Source organism: Shewanella sp. 10N.261.52.F9 (assembly GCF_041471165.1).
GTDB lineage: Bacteria > Pseudomonadota > Gammaproteobacteria > Enterobacterales > Shewanellaceae > Shewanella > Shewanella marinintestina.
The window spans coordinates 168385-190478 of sequence record NZ_JBFRNX010000021.1 but is presented as its reverse complement, the minus strand read 5'-3'; the positions used below and the strand labels follow the sequence as shown (position 1 = coordinate 190478).

Sequence of the window (22094 nt, the reverse complement as noted above, 5' to 3'; positions counted from 1 at the left end):
GTAAAAAAAACCAGTAGTTACGTCTACATCAGTATTAAGTGCTTAAACTGACTAATCGATATTGTTTAGCTATAGAGCTGACTAATACGTTAGAATAGCGCCAATAAAACCGTACGATTAGAGGATCCGATGACAGAGTCTGAGTTTTGGGAATTAGTAACCCGAACATCCCCACAACAAGATCAAACTGAACTTGCTGAAGCTTTAAAGCAAAAGCTAAGTCCGTTAAGCAATGAAGAGTTGCGCGATTTTGATAAAATATTTGGGCAGCAGATGCGTCGAACATACTCTTGGTCTGTTTGGGGCGCGGCTTATATAGTCACTGGTTGTGATTCGGAATACGCCTTTGCAGAGTTTCGCTGTTTCTTAATTTCATTAGGTCAAGACTGGTACGATAAAGTCGTCGAATCACCTGATGAGCTAGGCAAGCTTGAGCTTTGGCCTGAAAAAGATGGTTATGCGTATCCGTTTCTTGATGAGTACGATTTAATCGCTGGCCAGCTATATGAAGAGCGTGGAGACGATGAGTTACCTTATGTGCCTTCTGGTCAGGCTACACCTGCAGGCAAAAAGTTTTCTCATAAGAAGAAGCAGCTAAAAGCGACATATCCGCTACTCAGTGCAGCTTTCCCTTTCTAAAATAAAGCGTTAGACAAGAGCGAATAAAAACGAGGCATTAGCCTCGTTTTTGTATCTTTACGGTTGTTGATATTGGCTTTATTCAAAGCACACCTCGGTAGTTTCATCAAACTCTAAGCCGTGTGCTGTACACGCAAGTTGCATAAATTCTTGCTCAGATTCTTCTATTTGTTGATCAAACTCTGACTGCAGGTCTGACTCAATAGATTGTTCAGATTTAGTAAGCTGCCTATCTATAATTTCGTGGTGTTCCGCAATCGCCGCTTTTTCTTTAGCTGTAAATTCTTCAGCATTGGCTTGGCCGATAAAAACAAAAGTACTTACAAGTAGCGCCACAATAGCCATTCGACCTGAAAATGGAATGCGGGTAATAGTTGAATTGTGCATAGTAAACTCCAAACAATTAAATCAATGACATTTTTGATGTGTTGGCTATTAGCGGACTCTTTAACGCTTGTTGAGTAGGCTAATGCACACTTCAATCTGGTGCTTGTTAACTTGGAGGCTATATTAACGGATACAACTTGTATCAAAGCTGAACAAAAAATCGACAGGGCGGGGTGGGGTTAGAGGTTAGCTTGAATCTAGCTTGTGAAGCATTAGATTAACGCTAGCGGTTAACTTATGTGATCAACCAGAATAGTTTGGCATGAGCGTTTAATATCTATGGGCTTACAGAGGCTTTAGTCATTGGCTGTAATGAACTATCAATCGTTGACCATGGTTTCGCAATGAAAACCTTGGCGCATAGAGTCGAATCGACAGTTCAGGCCACATTCCCAGGTTACACCATCAAACTTAGCTGACTCTTGTTGTGCGTACGTTTTGCAACTGGGGTAATCAGTAAAGTCATGCTTCATCTCATACTTGCCAGAGTTATAACCATTTTTATAGATAAATGCTGACCAAGTCTCTGGCCCTGAAGAGGTCTCTGACTGTTGAATACTATAAATTGCAGCGGCGAGACCGACAAAGAGTAGGCTGACAAACAGAACAGGACTGAACTTTTGCATGATAGGTAACTTTAACGACAATAGGACTATTGTTTTAGCTTAAAGCCTGAGTTTGAGAAAGCAAATCTAAAGCTGAGTACGAGATCTAGATAGAATATTGATGCAATTTGATGCAACTAGTTCGGCTATTGTATGGTCTACTTATATTAGGATTTATTGATTATTTAACGGTATAACTTGTCGAAACAAACTTTAAATTAAGCAATGATACAGGTTTAGTATTGTACAGTTTAATGAGTTAATGACGGTGATGTTAAGCGGTGGAGGCACTGATGAAAATAAAACATATTTTAGTTGCGAGCATATTCGCATCTAGCGCTGTTTGGGCAGCTGATGACGTAGTTGAAAACCCTGTTACCGAAAGCGGTGTTGTTAAAGTTGAGTGGCAAGATCCCAGTAGTTTTCGTGATATTCGAGCCGCCAGTGATATCCAGTCTCGCTTTGAAAAGCGCACTTTTGACCAAATAACTAAAAACTTAAATAAAGAAGCCAGTCGTATTCTTGAACCTGAGCAGAAACTTGAGTTGGTGGTGACAGACTTAGATTTGGCTGGCGATGTTAGGCCTACATTTGGTGCTACGCCAAATGATTTACGAGTAGTAAAAGATATTTATCCGCCACGTATTACCTTCAGCTATAAAGTGCTTGAAGGCGATAAGGTGATAATGGCAGGAGATGAAAAGCTGACTGATATGGGCTTTATGTATTCAATTAATAAAATGAATGATAAACCATATCGCTATGAAAACGCATTGCTGACATCTTGGCTTAAAAAGACGGTTGCACCAAAGCTATAAGTGCTGCGATTTAGGCCACATGACTAGTCTCTAGCTGAAACAGGCTAAGTGAGTTTGACGCTTGCTTAGCCTGTTTTTTTGCTTTGGCACTGTAGAGTGATAATTGGTGCTCATTACAATTTATGGTGATTTCTGGCGGCAATATGCCGGCGCTGAGAGAGATAAGCTCATGATAACAATGCACTCCCTTCCTATCTTCCGCTAGCATTTGTTTCTCTTGCCAATGTTTTTTCGAATAGAACAGTGATTTATTGGTTTCAAAATCGGCAATCACTTGCTCTGCTTGCTGGGTTATTTCCGTGCTGGTACTGATGATGACAAAATCATCTCCGCCAACATGACCAATAAAGTTGTCACTACTTTGCTGACGTTGCAGTAAACGAGAAACTTCCATTATCACTTCATCGCCACGGCAGAACCCGTAAATATCGTTATAAGGTTTAAAGTGCGACAAATCGAAATAGGCGAGGTAAAAGGGCTTTTTTTGTAGCCGTAATCGTTGTAGTTCTTCTTGAATCGGAATATTTCCTGCTAGCCCAGTTAAGGGATTTGCGTGGCGTGCGACCGCAATCTTTTGTTCGGTAATTTTTGCCAATAGATCTTTGGTGTGGCCAATGCCTAATAGTTGACCATGTTTTAAGATAATAAATTGCTGCACGACAAGGTCGGTTGAATCATCGGTGAGTCGCAGGCTCACTTGTGAAATAGGCATATCGGCTTCAATGCGAATAAGTTCAGCAGTGATGACTTCATTTACCGCTCTGTGCTCATGAAGAGCGCGGCCATAGGGTGTGCTAAATAATTCAATTACTTGGCTTCTTAATACCATACCTATCACTGCATCATTACGCATCACTACAATGGCCTGTAGATTAGGATGCTGATTAAATATGTCTCCTATCAACTTAAGCTTGCTATCAAATTGGCAAGTTATGGCTTTAGTGCATAGGCTTTCTGCTGACTCGGCAAAGCGAACTCTAGGGCTAACGGGGTCAAGGATAGGGCTAAAAGGAATATGTCGGTCAGGAGAGGTTTTTGGTCGACCCAGTAAAAAACCTTGGCAATAGATAATGCCTAATTGCTTAAGAACCGCCAATTCAGCCTGTGTTTCTATCCCTTCAGCAATGACTTTGCAGCTTAGGTTTTGGCATAGAGCAATGATTGAGCGAACAAATTCCTGCTTTACCGATGAAGTATCAATTGATTCTATAAAATGGCGGTCGATTTTTACATAATCTGGAGCGAGCTCAGACCATAAACGTAAGCCTGAATATCCTGCACCCAAGTCATCAATAGCCGTTAAGAAGCCTTGGCTTCGGTAGTGATTTAAACATGATTTTAATAGGTCAATGTCATCAGCTGGATATTGTTCAGATAGTTCAATGACCACTTGAGATGGTTGTAATCCCAGTTCTTGCACTAAGCTTAGGGTCAGCCCCTTGGCATGATTAGGTTCTAGTAATGCTTTAGGTGAAATATTTAAGAATAATTTGCCGGGTAATTGGGTATTTTTGAACTGTTGAATCGAGATCCGTCGACACAAGTTTTCTAGTTCAGATAAACGTCCTTCATAAGCGGCTGTCTTAAATAATGGAACAGGTGAAAACAGTGGACTATGCTCAGGGCCACGGCTGAGTGCTTCAAAGCCATGAATTTGATGAGTTGAGATATTACAAATGGGCTGGAAAACCGCTTTAATTCTTTCCTTATCGATGATTTTGTCGAGTTCAAGAGCAAGATTGATAGCGGGCATTATTTCCAACCAAATATGAGTGAGGCCGAAAATTCTATGACACAGGTGTGACAGTTAGATGACAGATATCAATCCGTTACACATATAACGGATTGATATATAGAATATAATATCGTTCATTACAAAACGTTGGTTTGCTCAGAGGGATTTTTACAAACTAAATTCAAGCGGAATAGCTGAAAGAATGGTTATCCCTTTGAAAAGCGTCTTCAACGATTGAAGTCGGTAGCTAAAAACACGCCGACTGGCGAGTTTTAGCGACTATGACGCCGTGTTAACGAGCTTAACCTTAGTTCAGTTATGCTCTTTGCCTTGTTTCAAAGCTGCTAAACTCTCGCTGAGGACTATATCTTTGTACTGAATTGGTATTACTTAGCGTTAGATTTAAATGCCTGCATGGTTTGCAGTAATAAACCAAGCTTAGGAATATAACTTTCTAATGCAGCAGCAAGTGACTCTGGATCTTGAGTAAAGCTTTCCATATCAATAGCAAGCTCTTGCACGTATGGCGTGAAGCGATTGCTCTTCGTGGTAAAGCCTTCAGACTCTTGAAAAATAGTATCAAATTTCACGTGACCAGCTTTTTTAAGCTCGTCGAGTCTAGTGTCTGCATCAATAGCTTGGCGGTAGGCGGTTTGCAAACTGGCTTTTAGTTGCTCAATAACCTGTGTGTGTGGCATAACAGCCTCTCAAATAGAAATTTTGCTGAATTATAAGGGGCGAGGATGATAGCAACAAGTGCCGTTAGGCGTTTATTCAGTTTAGTTTGGTTAAGCTTAATTTCAATTTCTATGGCGGTGAGTGCTGCGCCAAACGATAAACCTCCTTTTTATCAAATAGATTACCTAGGACAAACCGCATATTTGCTAGGTTCAATTCATGTTGGGGATGCCAGCTTTTATCCATTGCCTAAACCTATTGAGCGTGCTTTTACGCAATCGGCAGGTTTGGTTGTTGAAGCTGACGTAAGAGGTGCTAACGTGGCTGAGTTACTTGCCAAGTATGGTACGGGCAAACTCGCAATGGATCAGCAAACTAAAAATGTCATGACAGCTTATTGCCAAGATAAACAACGACAGTGCGCTGCATTAGAGAATTATGCGCCTTGGTTGCAGTCGATGCAGCTCAGTGTTGGGCGGTACGCTGCTCTAGGCTACAGCGGAGAATATGGTATTGACGCTGTACTGGTTAGCCAAGCAGGCTCTAAGCCAGTGTACGAACTAGAAAGCACCGAGTTTCAATTTAAACTATTGGCGTCTTTTGATACTAAGACTCAATGGCAAATGGTAACTGAAGCTATTGAAGCACCAGATTCAGATATGCTGAAGTTAATAACGGCGTGGCGCAGCGGCAATGAAGCAGAGCTTGCCGATTTAATGGAAGGTGAGATGTTGCGTAATGGCGAAACGCAAATGGTTGAGAAGATGCTGTGGGGGCGTAATGAAACCATGGCTCAAGGGATTATCGATTTAATGCAATCATCCTCTACGGCTAAGCCTCTATTTGTGGTCGTTGGCGCAGGCCATTTAGTGGGACAAAAGAGTGTGCAATATTATTTGCAACCTTTTGGAATAAAAGCTAAAAATTGCTGGAAGCAGTCTTGCCTATAGAGGTTAAAAGGTCATCTTGTGATAGTGCGATTATCGGGTTTGCGGGTTTTGATGTATAATACGCCGCTTAATTTTTGTTTCCCGTGTTATTTTGAAGGGTCTTATTGGTTTGAATAAAGAATACAGTATCGATTTAAAGGCGTTGCCGTCACTATTTACGCTTTATCGCAAAATATTTTTTGGGCGTAAGCCTGGCTGGGATGAACAGCCGCTGCCAATGATTAAGATCACCAGCCCGAATGTGACGCTAACGGCTGATAAAGTGACTCAGTACGCTAAAGTGTGTGGCTTTGAGTTTGATGGCAAAACTCTTCCGCCAACTTACTTATATGTAATGGCGTTTAGGTTGCACGCGGTGATTTTTACCCATGAGGCAATTACATTCCCATTGCTAGGAATGATCCATTTAAAGAACAGCATCACCATGTACCGTAGTTGCCAAGTGGATGAGAAGTTCGATATTCAATGTGCGTTAACCACTAGCCGTATGACAGACTCTGGCCTGGAATTTGAACTTGTTTCTAAAGCTTATGTTGAAGGTGAGTTAGTGTGGGAGTCGTTATCGACTTATCTTTACCGTATCGAAGGTAAAACTAAGCGAGTGCGCCCACCTAAAGGCACTGATATGGCATGGGAAGAGCCTGTAAGTTGGAGCTTAGCTGAAGATTTGGGGCGCCGTTATGCTAAGGCTTCTGGTGACTATAACCTGATCCATTTACATCCAGTGATGTCGAAGCGCTTTGGCTTTGATCGTGTACTTGCTCATGGCATGTGGTCGAAAGGACGCTGTATTGCACAGCTAATGCCGAGCATTAGCGACAAACCATGTAAAATTGATGTTGCTTTTAAACTGCCATTATTTATGCCAAGCAATGTGACCTTTGCTGCTGACCAACTTGAAGATAAAACCGTGTTTGAGCTGAGAGATCAAAAAGGTCGACGACCACATTTGAGTGGCGAGATCACTTATCTTTAAAGTGGCTTAGGGTCAAATGAGTTAAGGAAAGGCGCTATTAGCGCCTTTTTTGATCTAAATTTAGCAGTAAGTGTTAACTGTAATTTTAAGGGACACCGTGACCTGTCGATGCTTGCCAAATACTAAACCACTGTTGACGAGTTAAGCTAAGCTCACGTGCTTTCACCGCTGAGATGATGCGTTCAATATTACCACTCCCAATAATAGGGTGAGGCTTACTTGGTAAGGCACGAACCCAAGCATAAATGACTTGGCTTATATTCTCGGCGCCAATTTCATCGGCTATTGTAGCTAAGGTTGCGCGCAGTCTAAGTGATTGTGGATCCTTGGCTGTAAATATATTACCACCACCTAAACATGACCAAGCCATTGGTGCTAGTTGATGTTGCTGGCAATGATCGAGCGTACCGTCATGCAGTGCACTCATATTACTCGGCGATATTTCCACTTGGTTACAAACTAATTTTTGATCGACTCGTGACTGCAGCAGATCAAATTGCTGTGGTGTAAAGTTAGATACACCAAAGTGTCGTACCTTGCCATCTTGTTGCAACTGGTTAAAAGCGGCAGCAACGGCATCAGCATCTATAAGAGGATCAGGTCGGTGAATAAGCAATAAGTCTAGGTAATCAGTCTTTAGCCTTTTAAGCGATGTTTCAGCGCTCGCGACAATATGTTCTGTAGTGGTGTTGTAGTGATTAAGGTAAACATTGGGATTGTTATCTGTGGCTAAACAGATGCCACACTTACTGACTATCTGTATTTTATCGCGCAGCGCAGGAGCTAATGCCAAGGCTTCACCGAATAAGCTTTCACATTGGTAGCCACCATAAATATCGGCATGATCCATAGTGTAAACCCCAAGCTCTAAATAACCTTGGATCAATGCTAAGCGTTGCTGGGGATTCATGTCCCAATCGGCGGTTCGCCAAAAGCCCGCGATAAAATCCGATAGCGGCATTATGCTTTGTTGCATGGTGTTTCCTTACTGACTTTGTTGACGTAGATTCCAAAACGCTAAAATAGCGTTAGCTGACTATTTAACCTATGAGGGAGATCAACTATATTGCCCCCGAAAAGCCTACCCTACATAAAAACAGAACGTGGAACCATTCGAATGCTGTCAGATATTGAAATTTCGCGCCAACATGCTTGTTTACCCATAGTCCAAATTGCTACCGAGTTAGGCTTAAAGCCTGACGAACTCTCTTTACATGGCGCTAATAAAGCCAAAGTATCGCTAAATGTGGCTAAGCGGCTTGCCGATAAAAAAAATGCCAAGCTAGTGATTGTTACGGCGGTAACACCAACTCCTTTTGGTGAGGGTAAAACAGTAACCACTATCGGTTTAACACAGGCGTTAAACTATAACGGTGTTAAAGCATGTGCTTGTATTCGTCAGCCGAGTCTTGGTCCGGTTTTTGGTACTAAAGGGGGCGCTGCTGGTGGTGGTTTTGCTCAAGTAGTACCAATGGAAGAACTTAATTTACACCTCACTGGTGACATTCATGCCGTGAGCAGTGCTCATAACTTGGCAGCTGCTGCAATTGATGCTCGTTTGTTCCATGAGCATCGTTTAGGTGCCGAGACTTTCACCCAAGAGTCTGGCTTAGCAGCGTTAAATATCGACGCTAATAATATTCTTTGGCGTCGTGTAGTTGATCATAATGAGCGCAGTCTTAGAGAAATTAAAGTCGGCTATGGCGCGTTTAATGGGCCGGTTCATGATTCCGGTTTTGATATTACTGCAGCATCAGAATTGATGGCGATCTTGGCGTTAAGTCGAGATCTTCACGATCTACGATTACGTATCGGCCGTTTAGTATTGGCACTTAATACACAAGGTGAGCCGATCACCGCTGAAGATCTAGGTGTCGCAGGCGCGATGACTGTGATTATGGCTGATGCGATCGAACCGACGCTAATGCAAACTCTCTCTGGTGACCCGTGCTTTATTCATGCAGGGCCTTTTGCCAACATTGCTCATGGTAACTCGTCAATAATTGCCGATACCATCGCTGCCAAATTGGCTGATGTCGTGGTAACAGAAGCTGGGTTTGGCTCTGATATGGGCTTTGAGAAGTTCAGTAATATCAAAGTTAGAGAATCGGGTTATTCTCCTAGTGCGGCAGTTGTGGTTGTAACGTTAAAGGCGCTAAAAGCCAATAGCGGCATTGAGTCTACAAATGACATTAACCAAGCAGATAGTGCAAGACTAGAGGCTGGTTTTGCGAATTTAGAGTGGCATATTAACAATGTCAGCCAGTATGGCGCACCTGTTGTTGTGGCGATTAACCGCTTCCCAACAGATACCGATGCCGAACTTGAGTGGCTAACTCAGCGTATAGGGCAAACAAAGGCGTTTGGCTGTGAAGTCAGTGAAGCGTTTGCTAAAGGTGCTGAAGGTGCTGCTAAGCTGGCTGATTTGGTTTACCGAGCTACCGAAACCGCATCTGACTTTAAATTGCTTTATAACAATGAGTCGAGCTTAGAAGCTAAGCTTATGACATTAGCCGAAGTCGGTTATGGTGCATCAGGTGTGACATTGTCTGATAAAGCTAAGTCACAGCTAGCTTGGTTAACTGAGCATAACTATAGTGCTCTACCAATTTGTGTTGCTAAAACCCCGATGTCGATTAGTCATGATCCTGATATTAAAGGGATCCCTACAGACTTTGAATTACCGATCACCGAGCTAAGATTAAACGCTGGTGCGGGTTTTGTTACTGCTTTAGTCGGGCAGGTGATGACTATGCCGGGATTGGGAATTAAGCCTGGTTATTTAAACATTGATATTAACGATAACGGCGATATTGTTGGCCTAGCTTAGCTAGGATAGACACTGATACAAAAAAGCCCCGACAACCTAAGTTGTCGGGGCTTTTTGTTAGCCTAGAATTACTTTTCTAGTGCTGTTTGGTAAATATGTACATCGCGCTGTGGGAACGGAATACTAATACCTTCAGCGTCAAAGCGCATTTTAACGGTACGAGTAATATCCCAGTAAACATCCCAATAATCTTCAGGCTTAGTCCAAGGGCGAACGATAAAGTCGACAGAAGATTCACCAAGCGTGTGAAGCTTGATAGTTGGCTCCGGATCTTTTAGCACTAATGGATGCGCCATTACGATATCACGTAACACTTTTTCAGCGTGCTCGATATCATCGCCATAACCAATACCAAAAGTCAGATCCACACGACGTTGATGCTCAACAGTGATGTTGTTGATTGTATCGCCCCAAATCTTGTTGTTTGGCACAATCAGTCTTTGGTTATCCAGAGTCTTAATTGTGGTTGAAACTAAGCTCATGTGGCTTACACGGCCTGTAACACCACCTGCATTGATAAGATCGCCAACGTCGAATGGACGGTAGACTAAAATCATCATGCCAGATGCGAAGTTAGATAGTGTATCTTGCAATGCAAAACCAATGATCACACCGGCAATACCGAAACCGGCTAGTAACGGTGCAAGTTCAAAACCAAGCTGCGATAAGGCAATCAACAGACCAAGTGCGAATACCACTTTGCCTGATAGCGAGATAAAGAAGTCTTGTAACAGCATGCTAAATTTAAGCTTAGAGTTACTTACAGCCTTTTGAACTACGCGCTTGGCGACTTTACCAATCAAGCTTGAAAGGAATAAGATCAAGCAGAAAATGATCAGCTTGAACATAATACCTGCGCCATTTTCCATAGCCTGCGTTTTAGCAATCGTCATCCATTCAGTCAGCAAGTTACTTGCAACGTCAAAGTTTAATACGTCTTGGGTGATATCACCTGACACACTAAACAATGTTTGCTTGTAAAGGGCTGTGTTTTGACCGTAAGCGTCTAAGATCTCAATAGTTGAGTTTAGGCTGCTTGAGCTTTGATCTAAACGCTCTTTAAGTTCAACAACTAAAGACTTTTGATCTGCGCTAACATCAGCACCAGCAATTTGCACATCGGCCACAGCTTGGCTTAGACGTTCTTGGTTATAGTAAACAAAGCTATTTAAGTCATCTGCACGAGAAGTTAGTGCCGCAATAAAAGCTTGGGTTTCAGCGTCTACATTGATCCCAGCAGTTTTTGCCCAGGTTAGTAGTTCGTGTTCTGAAGTGAATAATTTGTCTTGCTCACGCTGGATCTGCATTAAACCAAGCATGATCTTGCGATCGCTACCCGGTCCCGCTTCACCCATTAGCTCTGCTTTTTGCTTGGCAAAATAAGCTTCTACAGCATTAGTAAAGGCAAGTTGTTTAACAATGTATGGCTTTAAAAAAGCAATATCTGGATTTGTTGTATCCATTTGCTCTTTTAGGGTTTCTTGCAGCAAGCTCGCATTGCGACCAATACGGTACTCAAGAAAGTTCTTAATTTCGCCTTTTGTGCTAGGCAGCGCTTTAACGTCATTATCAATTAATGACTGTATTTTATTCAGGTTATTCGCTAACTCAGTATTCTCTGCTGATGATGCAAAAGAGCAAAAGCACAAAATAATAAGTAAAAGTTTGGGGAGCAAATTTTGCATTTGGTGTTTCCGTTAGTTCCCAGGATCTAGTAATAATATTACGGCTTTTGAAAACTGTCGATTTGTTATTGCTAAACCGAGAAACAAAAGCGTGAATAGCCTGCTAAATCTGCTAAACTTTTGCGCCCCGCTATTGGGTCCCAACATTTTTATAAAGCTGAAAAGAGAGATCTCTAGTGATATGTGCCCATTGTTCTAAATCATTTGCGATAGATAAAATTGAAAACCAAAGAGGCAAAGGCTTGAGTACTGAGATTGAATGTCCTTTTTGTCAGGCGTGGTTAGGCAAAAGTGTCATGTTATCTTGGGTTAAAATTATCAGCTTTTATGCCGCGGTGATTTTATTTGCGTGGAGCTACTTTGATGAGGGTGCTAGAACTGTTGGTGTGCCAGTCGCTATCTTCTCTTCTATGTTGATGCTGGTTGTTCACTTAGTGGATAACTTGAAAGTGACCCAAGCACCAGAAGTTGAAATTGTCGATAATAGCGAGCATTTAAAAAAATACCGCGACTAAGCTTATTGGTTAGTGTTTTTGGCTGGTAGTTCTGGTGAGTTAAGTTTTGAAATGCAGTAAAGCCTGCAAGTTAGCGTTTAGCATGGCTTAGATTTATGTAAGCAAGCTTAGTCTGTGAGTGGTACTCAGATAACTTTCAGGTAATACAATCTCTGATGGCATAGGGCCATCAGAGAATTAAACTATTAGCTTAATCAATAACTTGAACTTGGGCTTCAAGTGCTGCTTCTACGTAATAAATTCCACCCAGTATTGCAACAAAAAACAGCGTAGTCATGATGATGAGCTTTAGGTTTGAGCGAATAAATTCAAGCATGATAATTGCGCCTTTTAATAGATAAACTCTTGTCAAATATCGCTATGATACCTGTTCATGCTAGCAATATTAGTGTTTAGAGCTTAAGTCAGTATTAAATGCCATTCAAGTTTCAGTGATCCTAATCACAAACACTTTGTAACGCTTTGAGTCGATGCTTTAACACGATCAGGACTTGACTTCATTTGTCAGCCCAATACACTTGTCGACGTTTTAACACATAAGGTTAACACTGTGATTCGAATGAGTAGCGTAAAGCAGAAACTGGTAATGGGGCTTCTAGCCGTATTCCTGTGCCTGTCATTTGCAGCGTCCGCTCATAGTCTGAGTCATTTGGACGATGGCGCTAAAAACCATTGTACTCTGTGTTATCACCAACACCAGGTCAATAACCTGTTGCCTAGTTGTGATTTAACCATTGCTATTGAGCGTCAGGAAGTTGAGAGACAAGAGTACATCCTCCCAACGTCTTACTCACGTCATGTGAGTTTTTTCAATAGCCGCGCCCCTCCAGCATCAGCGTAATTCTTCATACCAAACAATAATTAAGAATTTTTTAAAGTATTCCCATGGGGAAGGCTTAGCTGTATTTCGGAGAAAAAAATGACTATTTCAACTATGCGTCTTTCTGGCGTAGCAGCAGCGTGCGCACTTATTTCAACTCAGGCGTTAGCGAGTGATCCTACATTAACTAACCCGGCAATTAGTGCAGTGTTAGATGGCTACTATCAAAGTGGTGAACGACCGATGTCAGAACGAGTTGAAGGATTTGGTCTAGGCCATACTGAACTTGCGTTAAGTGCCAATATTGATGACATGTTTTACGGTAAGTTAACTGCTGTTGTGGAGATGCATGATGGTGAAACTGAGATTGGATTAGAAGAAGCCTTTATTCAAACTTTAGCCATGCCTGGTGGGTTGTCTATACGTGCCGGTCGTTTCTTGTCAGATATTGGTTACCTAAATAACCAACATGTACATACAGACTCATTTTCAGATCGCCCTGCAGCATACCGTGCCTTTTTAGGTAGCCATTACTTTGATGATGGTGTGCGTTTTAGCTATGTCGCACCAACGGATCTATATTGGACCATGGGTGTAGAAGCCTTTAAAGGTGACAACATGCGTGCAGCAGATGAGCACGGTGAGCGCGATTATGAAAATATTGGCGTGTATACCGCATTTACTAAGCTAGGTGGTGATGTAGGTGATAATGGTTCATGGCAGGCAGGCTTAAGTTACTTGCGTAACGAAAATGGCCGAATGACTGCAGATGAGCACGATCATTCTGAGCCAGAAGGCCATGAAGATCATGGTCACGACCATAGTCACAGTGCACAGTACACAGGTGAAAATACCTATGTAGCTGACTTTGTTTATAAGTGGGCACCTAATGGTAATTACAAATACCAACACCTAACCTTAAGCGGTGAATATTTTCGTGTGACAGACTTTCAGCCACTGGAAGAGCACCACGATGAACATGAAGAACATGGCCATGATGAAGAGGGTAAAGATTACCAAGACGGTTGGTACTTAAGCAGTGTTTATCAGTTCTCACCACATTGGTCTGCAGGTGTTCGCTATGGTCAAGTTGATACCCAAATGATGCATGGCGATCATTTTGATCCACAAAAGTTGAAAGAGACTGAAGTGAGTCTTGCTTGGCACCACAGTCACTTTTCTACTGTGCGTCTGCAATACACCAATCAGCAGGGTACGAACTTTGATGGCTTCGAAGATGACAACATCATCACTCTACAATATGTCATGACTCTGGGGGCTCACGGTGCGCATCAATTCTAAGCAGTTTTTATCAAAAGGCGTTAAGGCGTTAACATTAGCGTTAACCATGGGCGTGGCTAATAACGCCGCAGCCGAGTTAAACATTTTTGCTTGTGAACCGGAATATGCGGCATTGGCAAAAGAGTTAGCTCCTGATGCGAAGATCTATTCGGCTACTACTGCGATGCAAGATCCGCATCAAGTCCAGGCTCGTCCGAGTCTTATTGCTAAGATGCGCCAAGCGGATCTAGCTATTTGTGCGGGTGCAGACTTAGAGGTGGGTTGGTTGCCAATGTTACAGATGAAGTCTGCTAACGCTAAAGTGCGCTCAACCGACCAAGGTTTATTTTTTGCGGCAGAGCAAATTGAAACGTTAGATCAATTAACTTCAGTTGATCGCTCTATGGGTGATGTACACGCAAAGGGTAACCCGCATCTACACTTCGATCCGGTTCGCATGTTAGATGTTGCTAAGGCGCTAACAAATAAGATGATCCAGTTAGATCCACAAGCTGAATCTGAATATGAAGCGGCTTTGGTAAGCTTTAGTCAGCGTTGGCAAGCAGCGATCCCGAAGTGGGAAGCGAAAGCTAAGCCGCTACAAGGTAGCAAGGTGATTGCGTATCATTCTAGCTTTAAATATCTCTTTAATTGGATAGGCATAGAGCAAGTTGCTGATCTAGAGCCAAAGCCTGGGATCCCACCAAGCAGCTCACATTTAGCCAGCTTATTGAGCCGGACTAAGCAAGGAGATATTTTAGCGATTGTCATCGCCTCGTATCAAAGTGAGCGTGGTGCAGAGTGGCTAGCTGAGCGCTCAGATCTACCTGTGTTGGTATTGCCAATGTCTGTAGGAGGAAACGATCAGAGCGTTGATCTATTTAGCCTATATGATAGTGCAATCGATATGCTGTTGAGCGCTAAAAACTAGCTTTTGCTACTCATGTAATCTGGCCTTAAATGTCAGATTACATGCCCCTAGGACGGAGCCAATGGACGGGGTTCGTCCTGGTTTTCTTCATTTTGATAAGAGTCTAGTTATGTTTGATCTCGATCTGCTGTCTATCTTGTTTCCTGCTTTTGTTGCGGGCGTCCTAGTGTTATCGACTCATGTGGTTCTTGGGCAACAGGTATTAAAGCGCGGTATTATTTTTATCGATTTAGCCATTGCGCAAGTTGCTGCATTGGGCGCCATCGTTGGTCATTTGAATCATGATATTGAAGCTTTGCCATTTTCAAATGTGTGGATGCCTGCAATATTTGCTATAGCTGGTGCTGGTTTTATTGCCTGGCTATCTAAACGTATGGCTGATGAGTTAGAGGCGATCATTGGTTGCTTCTATGTACTTGCTGCTGTGGCCGCTATGTTATTACTGTCTAATGATCCCCATGGCGCAGAAATGCTCAAAGAGCTGATGTCTGGGCAAATCTTATGGGTGAGTTGGAGCCAGTTAATTTTACCTGCTTGTCTTTATATCGCGATTTTGGCGGCATTGATTTATAAGCCTGAGCTACTTAGCGGTCGCGCTTTTTATCTGATCTTTGCCATTGTCATTACCTTATCGGTAGAGCTCGTAGGTGTGTATTTAGTATTTAGTAGCTTGATTCTTCCAGCATTGGCCGTAAATCATTTTTATGGACGCTATAAATTGTTTTGGGCCTATGCAGTTGGTTTGGTTGGTTATATTGCAGGTTTGGTGTTGTCGGCGAGTTTAGATTTGCCAAGCGGAGCCGCAATTGTGTCGACTTTAGCTTTAAGTGCCATCGGCTTTAGGTTTATTTTGAGTCTAAATAAGCAATCAGTGAAGACTCATGGCGCTATAAGTAAGCAAAGTCCGCCGCAGGTCTGACCTTGCGTCGATAGGAACTACGCTAAAATCTCCCAAAATTTGTAAGTGTTTAAAGTTCATTTAAGTCACTTGGGCTAAAGTTGCGCGGAATTAGGTTTGTTTGGCTTATATTCAGGCTACACGTGTAAACTAATGTTCATTGACATAAGTCGTATTTATATTGAGTCGCACTTACTTGGTGGCTATACTGGCGCCAATTAAATCGCGGGAGATTATTGTGCTGTTAATCCTTAGATGTTTGATCCTGTCAGTTATGCTGATATTAGCCTTTTTTATTGGTGGCTTAGCTTGTATTTTACGTCCTCGTCATCGCGATAACGTACATATGTTCGCCAAAGTATTTTCTTGGGCGGCGCCAGTGTTAGGCATAAAAGTTATTGTGCGTAACTCGGAAAAGCAAACGGGTAAACCTTGTGTGTTTTTGGCTAATCACCAAAACAACTTTGATATGTTTACTCATACTGCTGCAGTGCCAAAAGGAACCGTTAGTTTAGGTAAAAAGAGCCTAGCGTGGATGCCTTTATTTGGGCAGATTTATTGGTTGTCGGGTAACATCCTGATTGATCGTAAAAATCGTAGCAAAGCTTTTGATACCATGGCCGCTACGGCGCGCAAGATTAAAGATAAATGCCTGTCAGTGTGGATTTTCCCAGAGGGAACGCGTTCACGCGGTAAAGGTTTATTACCGTTTAAAGCGGGTGCCTTCTATACTGCGATAGCAGCTGGAGTTCCTATGGTGCCAGTGCTTGCTTCAAATCAAGGTCATATTAAGCTAAACCGTTGGAACAACGGAGTAGTGATTATTGAAATGATGGAGCCAATTGACACAACGGGTATCGATAAAACGCAGGTGAAAGAGCTTTCTAAGCGAATTCATAGCATGATGTCGGAAAAATTATCTCAGTTGAACCAAGAAGCTTCAGCATTAATGACTAAAGCGGTATAATCGGTCGCGAAATTTTTGAGGAGTCATCGATGTCTATTGAACGTCAGTTAAACGAACAGAAACAAGAAAACAGCGAAATCGTTGAAGCGATTCTTGCGGATGGTTCATTACCAGATGCCGAGTATACGATTGAGCATCACTTTTCATCGACCAACTTTGATCGTTTAGAAAAGGCGGCTGTAGATGCATTTAAGCTTGGCTATGAAGTCAATGATGCAGAAGAGATGGAGCTAGAAGATGGCTCAGTGATCTACTGTTTTGATGCTGTTGCAAGCCATCAGCTAGATACAGCTTTGCTAGATGAAGCGTGTGAAAAAATGATCACACTTGCTGCTAAGCAAAAGATTGATTACGACGGTTGGGGCACATATTTCATCGACGAAAATGGCGAAGAAGTCAGAGATGACGATGAATATGATGACGAAGAGCCGCTACACTAATACTAATTGCTAGTGTCTGATATTCATAAAAATGCCCATCAATAGATGGGCATTTTTATATGGATTATACTGTTGGCTACTGTTGAGTCACACTGCAGTTACGGCCAGATTCTTTAGCTTGGTATAGCGCCTGGTCGGCTTGAGCTAACCAAATATCACTATCTGTCATATCAGGTTTTATATCGCAGATCCCCAAACTGATAGTCACTTTAATCAACTGCTCTTCATACATAATCTCAGATTGTTCAATCTTCTTACGTAAGCGCTCAGCAAAGAACAAGGCATTAGCTGCAGGCGTATTCGCGAGTATCACTCCAAACTCTTCACCGCCATAACGTCCAGCACAATCGGTTTCACGCAGTGACTTTTTAATAATGTGTGATACATTTTGAATGACCCTGTCACCAGCCTGATGACCATAGGTGTCGTTTATTGCTTTAAAGTGATCGATATCGAGCATAACTAAGCTGGTTTCACTGCCATAGCGGGCATAGCGGTCAAACTCTTTTTGTAAGCAGTGTTCCCAGTGGCGGCGATTATAGAGCTGACTTAATCCATCGACTTGGCTCAGGTATTCTAAGCGTTCGTTTGCTGATTTTAGTTGGAGCTTATTGATAGCTACATCAGTTACATCATACACAATCATGCTGATATGAGTGATCTCACCCGTTAGCGATGATAACGGCAATAAGGTGACATTTTGGTACATGAAGTCCGCTCTACCGGTTATTGGACGGTAGTTTTTAAACTGGAAAATAAAAGGTCGTTGTTCCCAGCTAATAAAAGCACGGTTTTCCAGTAGGTAGACCGACTCCATTTTTTGTTTTAGCCATTTAGCAGGTAGATAATCAAACTGTTCAAACAGATTTTTACCCTTAATTGAATTTGGGCTTACACCACTGTGGTTTTCCATAAAACCATTCCACAGCTGAATGTTAAAGTCACGATCGAGTACCACTAAACCTACTTCTATGGTCTGTACCATATCGATTAGCCAGTGGAGTTCGTTCATCGCACTGTTGTCTGCTGCTTTCTGATCTGTTGCCATCCTAATATCCATTTTAATCTAGCAAGTAGCCGAGTTTGTTGTTGAGTGTAGGCAAAGAATCTTCTGTAAATAGCAGCAAAAGATCGCACTGAATATCGTGATCCTCAATGCTGTAGTTGATCTCCATCGCCAGTGTACGACTCCATTTATCAGAGTTCTCGCTGATCAGGTGATTGACACTGCAGTGCCTACCTAAAATCACTGGATGGCTCTGGCTAAACTTCATATGAAGTTGTTCAGAGATCCCATTGAGAAAGGCGCCAATAAGCACATTGGCTGTATCGATCATCACTTCTAGTTCAGTTTCTTCATCTTCAGGGTTTTCAAGCTTCATCAGCTTAGCCATATCCTGAAATGATGAGTCATGGAACAAGAGTAGCGCTTCACCAGCAACGCCTGCACCAATAAAGCCTTGGCAAAGTGCCGATACGGTACCGTAATCCTCGGTGGCTTTAAGGGTCATCGTTAGCTCGCTGACTTCGAGCACATTGACGTTAGGAATAGGAAGTTTAACAAAAACGTTTAAGAGTTTAGCTAGCAGGTCTGCAGCGCGACCCATGGCAACGTTAGCCACTTCTTGGCAAGCATCACGTAGGTCGACTTCAATCATAGGTGCTTGTTGCTCTAAGCCACCAAGCGCTAATTCTAAGATGCCGTATTCTTGTAAAATGTGACTAATGGCGTCGGCACTGACAGGCTTTTGAATAAAGTCGAGTGCACCTAGGCCTTTTACTCGCTCATGAGCTTTAATTTGAATATCGCCAGACACCACAATAACCAGAGCGGGAAGATCTTCTCTTTGAATGGCTTCAAGAACTTGGTAACCGTCCATAACTGGCATATTTAGGTCCAGAAACACCACTTCGCCTTTACCTTCGCGAATTGCTTCTATTCCTTCGAGGCCATTGGTAGCGTATGTGATCTCAACATCCCAATCTTTAGGGAGCGTGCGCGCCATCTGTTTTCTGGCTAGCGCCGAATCATCACAAATTAATATCGGGAGCGGCATTATTGTTGTTCTTTCCTATTATCCATCAATTTCTTTATTTTCAGGACCATATAATTAGCGCTTAATTACATGGTCATTGAAGTCCTTATCACCATTTTTAACCAGCAGCTCGCCGCTGCAATACATTAAGATGAATTGCAGTCGAGAATCCTTGGCTAATGCCTTCGAAAAGAGATCGTTCTAGGTAGCTTCCATGACGTCATCCTTATGAGAAGGTGACGCGCTACGGCCCGATTATTAATTATCATCTAACTAATAGAAAGGCATATTTTGTGACAGTAAAATGACGATCGTCATTAATCCCGCACATGTTATAGGTATTAACCAAATATTCCAAATGTGTTAACTTGCAATCTGGACAGACCACTTGGCAAGAAAGGATGCGAAAATGACTGATGATTTAGTTGCTGTAACCCAAAAAAATGGTATTGCTTATGTAAGCCTAAATCGACCTGAAAAGTATAATGCACTGAATTATAAACTTTTTAAGGAGATCGACCTTTGCATAAAAAACTTGGCCAAAGATAAATCTTTGACTGCAGTGGTGCTTTTCGGTGCAGGCGGTAATTTTAGCTCAGGTTTAGACGTAAAAAGTGTGATGAGTTCGCCATTAGACGCAGTCAATCTATTATTTAAGTGGCTGCCGGGCAACGCAAATCTTGCACAGCGTGTGTCTATTGGTTGGCGACGATTACCTGTTCCAGTTATCGCTGTAATGGAAGGGATTTGTTATGGCGGTGGCATGCAGATTGTTTTGGGAGCCGACTTTAGAATCGCCTCCCCAGATTGCAAAATGTCGATTATGGAAGCCAAATGGGGGCTGGTACCTGATATGGCAGGTTTAGCCGGATTAAGGGAGTTAATGCCAAAGGATCAGGCGCTTATGCTAACTATGTCTGCAGATATTTTATCTGCAGATCAAGCTTTAAGACTTAATTTAATCACGGCTATCGAGCAAGATCCGATGGCAGCAGCAACGGCTCTCGCGACTAAGTTATCGCAAACATCCCCAGATGCTAATGCAGCAATTAAAGCGAGCATTAACAAAAACTGGTCCGCATCTATTAGGCAGTTACTCAGGCGTGAGTCTTGGTATCAAGTGCGTTTATTACTTGGAAAAAATCGTGTTATCGCGGCTATACGCCAAGCTAAAAATGCTGAAAAATCTTATAAAAAAAGACAATCTGGTTGGTAATTTAAGCGAAACGGTTAAAGTGTGAGCTGCGTCACAAAGGCTTGTTATTTATATGTGGTTGGGCAGCGCTTCTTTTACACTCCGCTCCATTCTAAAAAATCGGTAGCAGCACTCTGATCTTGCTAGCGATTATATACTATATCAACTAAAACTTAATTAATGGGACCCCTGATACTCATGCGTGAACTTTTTGAACGTTTTCTCTGGAGCAGCCGTTTATCGGTAATGTTTGGTGTGTTGTCTTGCATCGTTGCCGCTTTTGTTGTCTTTGCTATGGGGCTCAGAGATGTCGTGCATATGATTGAGTTGATCATGGGCTATATATTCAGCGGCAGCCATGCTGTACGTAATGATCTGGTTATGGTAGTGGTTGAGATCTTAGATACCTTTTTATTAGGTGCTGTATTACTTATTTTTGCATTTGGTTTATATGAACTGTTTATTAATAATCTGAAAGGCGCGAGTAAGAGCGATGCTGGCGGTAAGATTTTGATTATTAGTAGTATTGACTCGCTAAAGAGTAAGCTTGGTAAAGTGATTCTAATGATGCTGATCATCAAGGTGTTTTCTTTCTTCACTGAAATGAAGCCTACTTCGATGTTAGAGCTGCTTTATATGGGGATTACTGTTGTGCTCATTGCTGGTGCGTTGAAGCTTAGTAAAGATTAGTCTGTAGTTGCTGAACTGACTTAGCTGCATGCTCGTAATATGAAGCCTATCCATTCGGATAGGCTTTATTGATCCTAGCGGCAAAGCCTTTAATTAGATAAAGCGTGTTATCCCATGACATCGGCTGTGATAGGTCTAGTGCTAAAATCTGCTGGCTATAGCGGTTAGGAGCATTTTCAGGCGCTAAGTTCAACCTTTGAGGTTGAGTTGCAAGTGACTCACTGCTGCCATCACTTGATTGTAGATCCAGCACTGGCATGGTTAAGCTGGTTAGTTTCTTAGCCAGTTGTTTATTGATTGTGTCGATATCACTGTAAGGATTGATGACCACAAATACGTTAGGCGAGGGAAGGCGGTTTTCCTTAAGTAATCCGGCAACTAAATTAGCGCTCTCCCCAAAGGCGATAATCATTCGTTTACCACTATAGTCTTTGCCCAAACTGTCTAGTTGCATCATGGAGTTGAGCATAAAATCGTGCTGCTTTTGCTGGATTTTAGCCAGTTCTTCATCACTATAATCTGGTGTTTCTTGGTCAGCCAACAGAGTGTGCTCTTGCTCACCGGCTTTAGTTATTTCATCAGCTTTAGTCGCAAAATAAGCGGGCTGACTTAAACTCGCAGGAGTTAATGCTAGCGTTGCCCAACCGGAATGGTTGAGTTGATGGCGTAGATAGTTTGCTGCGCCGGGCGCATCGGCGCGTTGAGAGAAGTCAGGAACGATGATCGCTAACCCATGTTTGGCTTTGCCTAGCCATGGTCTGAGTAAAGCAGGGATCTCTTGGCCATTAACTTGTAGTTGTTTGATTTCGTTTGCTGGTAAATAGTGGTAATTATCCGTGGTCAGCTCTGCAGTGAAAGCGCTCGTGGAGTAGAAGATAGCCCCTGCAAATGCACTCATACTTAATGTCATTAAAGCAAAGCGCTGGAATAAAAAAATAGAAAACTTCATCTTGGCAAACAACCTTTTATACCTACGACATAGATGACGGTAAGCGCAACAGTATATACGTTTAGCAGG

General features: G+C 42.4%; 24 protein-coding genes. 14 read left to right on the top strand and 10 right to left on the bottom strand.

Annotated elements, in window-relative coordinates:
- The first annotated feature begins 129 nt into the window (after nucleotides 1-129).
- Entirely contained in the window at nucleotides 130-639 is a 510-nt protein-coding gene (locus tag AB4298_RS14090; RefSeq protein ID WP_248999049.1) for a DUF4240 domain-containing protein, read from the top strand.
- A gap of 78 nt (nucleotides 640-717) precedes the next feature.
- Here AB4298_RS14090 and AB4298_RS14085 read toward each other — a convergent pair whose 3' ends face one another.
- A complete protein-coding gene (locus AB4298_RS14085) occupies nucleotides 718-1026 on the bottom strand; it encodes a hypothetical protein (protein WP_248999050.1) in 309 nt (102 codons plus the stop codon).
- Between the two features lie 320 nt (nucleotides 1027-1346).
- Nucleotides 1347-1652 (bottom strand): hypothetical protein, encoded by a 306-nt coding sequence (locus AB4298_RS14080; protein WP_371987198.1) that lies wholly within the window; start codon nucleotides 1650-1652, stop codon nucleotides 1347-1349.
- Nucleotides 1653-1924: 272 nt separating this feature from the next.
- Between AB4298_RS14080 and AB4298_RS14075 the strand changes: the two genes are divergently transcribed.
- Entirely contained in the window at nucleotides 1925-2449 is a 525-nt protein-coding gene (locus AB4298_RS14075) for a DUF3016 domain-containing protein (RefSeq protein WP_371987197.1), read from the top strand.
- Between the two features lie 10 nt (nucleotides 2450-2459).
- On the opposite strand, the gene AB4298_RS14070 is transcribed toward AB4298_RS14075, so the two are convergent.
- Both AB4298_RS14070 and AB4298_RS14065 read right to left on the bottom strand, forming a co-directional pair.
- Nucleotides 2460-4202 carry a bifunctional diguanylate cyclase/phosphodiesterase gene (locus AB4298_RS14070; protein ID WP_248999053.1) on the bottom strand — a complete coding sequence of 581 codons (1743 nt, stop codon included), beginning with the start codon at nucleotides 4200-4202 and terminating at the stop codon, nucleotides 2460-2462.
- A gap of 368 nt (nucleotides 4203-4570) precedes the next feature.
- Nucleotides 4571-4882, bottom strand: coding sequence for a prephenate dehydrogenase (locus AB4298_RS14065; RefSeq protein WP_248999054.1), 312 nt, complete (start codon nucleotides 4880-4882; stop codon nucleotides 4571-4573).
- Nucleotides 4883-4927: 45 nt separating this feature from the next.
- On the opposite strand from AB4298_RS14065, the gene AB4298_RS14060 reads away from it, so the two are divergent.
- Both AB4298_RS14060 and AB4298_RS14055 read left to right on the top strand, forming a co-directional pair.
- Nucleotides 4928-5812, top strand: a complete 885-nt coding sequence (locus AB4298_RS14060; RefSeq protein ID WP_248999055.1) for a TraB/GumN family protein — start codon at nucleotides 4928-4930, stop codon at nucleotides 5810-5812.
- Nucleotides 5813-5954: 142 nt separating this feature from the next.
- Nucleotides 5955-6788: a MaoC family dehydratase gene (locus AB4298_RS14055; RefSeq protein ID WP_371987203.1), complete on the top strand. Its 834-nt coding sequence runs from the start codon at nucleotides 5955-5957 to the stop codon at nucleotides 6786-6788.
- Nucleotides 6789-6873: 85 nt separating this feature from the next.
- Here AB4298_RS14055 and AB4298_RS14050 read toward each other — a convergent pair whose 3' ends face one another.
- Nucleotides 6874-7764 (bottom strand): aldo/keto reductase, encoded by an 891-nt coding sequence (locus tag AB4298_RS14050; RefSeq protein WP_371987196.1) that lies wholly within the window; start codon nucleotides 7762-7764, stop codon nucleotides 6874-6876.
- Between the two features lie 141 nt (nucleotides 7765-7905).
- Between AB4298_RS14050 and AB4298_RS14045 the strand changes: the two genes are divergently transcribed.
- On the top strand, nucleotides 7906-9618 hold the full coding sequence (locus tag AB4298_RS14045) for a formate--tetrahydrofolate ligase (RefSeq protein ID WP_248999058.1): 1713 nt from the start codon (nucleotides 7906-7908) through the stop codon (nucleotides 9616-9618).
- A gap of 68 nt (nucleotides 9619-9686) precedes the next feature.
- Here AB4298_RS14045 and AB4298_RS14040 read toward each other — a convergent pair whose 3' ends face one another.
- Entirely contained in the window at nucleotides 9687-11303 is a 1617-nt protein-coding gene (locus AB4298_RS14040; protein WP_248999059.1) for a mechanosensitive ion channel family protein, read from the bottom strand.
- Between the two features lie 242 nt (nucleotides 11304-11545).
- Here AB4298_RS14040 and AB4298_RS14035 point away from each other — a divergent pair, with 242 nt between their 5' ends.
- On the top strand, nucleotides 11546-11818 hold the full coding sequence (locus AB4298_RS14035; protein WP_248999060.1) for a hypothetical protein: 273 nt from the start codon (nucleotides 11546-11548) through the stop codon (nucleotides 11816-11818).
- Nucleotides 11819-12008: 190 nt separating this feature from the next.
- On the opposite strand, the gene AB4298_RS14030 is transcribed toward AB4298_RS14035, so the two are convergent.
- A complete protein-coding gene (locus AB4298_RS14030; protein ID WP_283107261.1) occupies nucleotides 12009-12134 on the bottom strand; it encodes a hypothetical protein in 126 nt (41 codons plus the stop codon).
- 243 nt (nucleotides 12135-12377) lie between these two features.
- Here AB4298_RS14030 and AB4298_RS14025 point away from each other — a divergent pair, with 243 nt between their 5' ends.
- The 6 genes from AB4298_RS14025 (at nucleotide 12378) to rraB (ending at nucleotide 17155) form a co-directional block, all read left to right on the top strand.
- A complete protein-coding gene (locus AB4298_RS14025; RefSeq protein ID WP_248999061.1) occupies nucleotides 12378-12659 on the top strand; it encodes an ABC-type zinc uptake system zinc chaperone in 282 nt (93 codons plus the stop codon).
- A 78-nt stretch (nucleotides 12660-12737) separates the two neighbouring features.
- Entirely contained in the window at nucleotides 12738-13940 is a 1203-nt protein-coding gene (locus tag AB4298_RS14020) for a hypothetical protein (protein ID WP_248999062.1), read from the top strand.
- Entirely contained in the window at nucleotides 13924-14850 is a 927-nt protein-coding gene (locus tag AB4298_RS14015) for a metal ABC transporter solute-binding protein, Zn/Mn family (protein ID WP_371987194.1), read from the top strand. The genes AB4298_RS14020 and AB4298_RS14015 overlap by 17 nt, the downstream gene beginning before the upstream one ends.
- Nucleotides 14851-14959: 109 nt before the next feature.
- Nucleotides 14960-15769, top strand: coding sequence for a metal ABC transporter permease (locus AB4298_RS14010; protein WP_248999167.1), 810 nt, complete (start codon nucleotides 14960-14962; stop codon nucleotides 15767-15769).
- A 217-nt stretch (nucleotides 15770-15986) separates the two neighbouring features.
- Nucleotides 15987-16715, top strand: a complete 729-nt coding sequence (locus tag AB4298_RS14005) for a 1-acylglycerol-3-phosphate O-acyltransferase (protein ID WP_248999063.1) — start codon at nucleotides 15987-15989, stop codon at nucleotides 16713-16715.
- A 29-nt stretch (nucleotides 16716-16744) separates the two neighbouring features.
- Nucleotides 16745-17155, top strand: a complete 411-nt coding sequence (gene rraB / locus AB4298_RS14000) for a ribonuclease E inhibitor RraB (protein WP_248999064.1) — start codon at nucleotides 16745-16747, stop codon at nucleotides 17153-17155.
- Between the two features lie 76 nt (nucleotides 17156-17231).
- Here the strand turns inward: rraB and AB4298_RS13995 are convergent, their stop codons facing one another.
- The gene (locus AB4298_RS13995) at nucleotides 17232-18203 is read right to left on the bottom strand and encodes a sensor domain-containing diguanylate cyclase (protein ID WP_246616068.1); all 972 of its coding nucleotides are present in this window, start codon (nucleotides 18201-18203) and stop codon (nucleotides 17232-17234) included.
- A gap of 13 nt (nucleotides 18204-18216) precedes the next feature.
- Nucleotides 18217-19212 carry a response regulator gene (locus AB4298_RS13990; protein ID WP_248999065.1) on the bottom strand — a complete coding sequence of 332 codons (996 nt, stop codon included), beginning with the start codon at nucleotides 19210-19212 and terminating at the stop codon, nucleotides 18217-18219.
- A 388-nt stretch (nucleotides 19213-19600) separates the two neighbouring features.
- Between AB4298_RS13990 and AB4298_RS13985 the strand changes: the two genes are divergently transcribed.
- Both AB4298_RS13985 and AB4298_RS13980 read left to right on the top strand, forming a co-directional pair.
- Complete coding sequence (locus AB4298_RS13985) at nucleotides 19601-20407, top strand: crotonase/enoyl-CoA hydratase family protein (RefSeq protein ID WP_371987192.1); 807 nt, start codon at nucleotides 19601-19603, stop codon at nucleotides 20405-20407.
- A gap of 177 nt (nucleotides 20408-20584) precedes the next feature.
- Nucleotides 20585-21076 (top strand): YqhA family protein, encoded by a 492-nt coding sequence (locus AB4298_RS13980; RefSeq protein ID WP_248999067.1) that lies wholly within the window; start codon nucleotides 20585-20587, stop codon nucleotides 21074-21076.
- A gap of 46 nt (nucleotides 21077-21122) precedes the next feature.
- Here the strand turns inward: AB4298_RS13980 and AB4298_RS13975 are convergent, their stop codons facing one another.
- Entirely contained in the window at nucleotides 21123-22025 is a 903-nt protein-coding gene (locus AB4298_RS13975) for a DUF3530 family protein (RefSeq protein WP_371987190.1), read from the bottom strand.
- Between the last annotated feature and the right edge of the window lie 69 nt (nucleotides 22026-22094).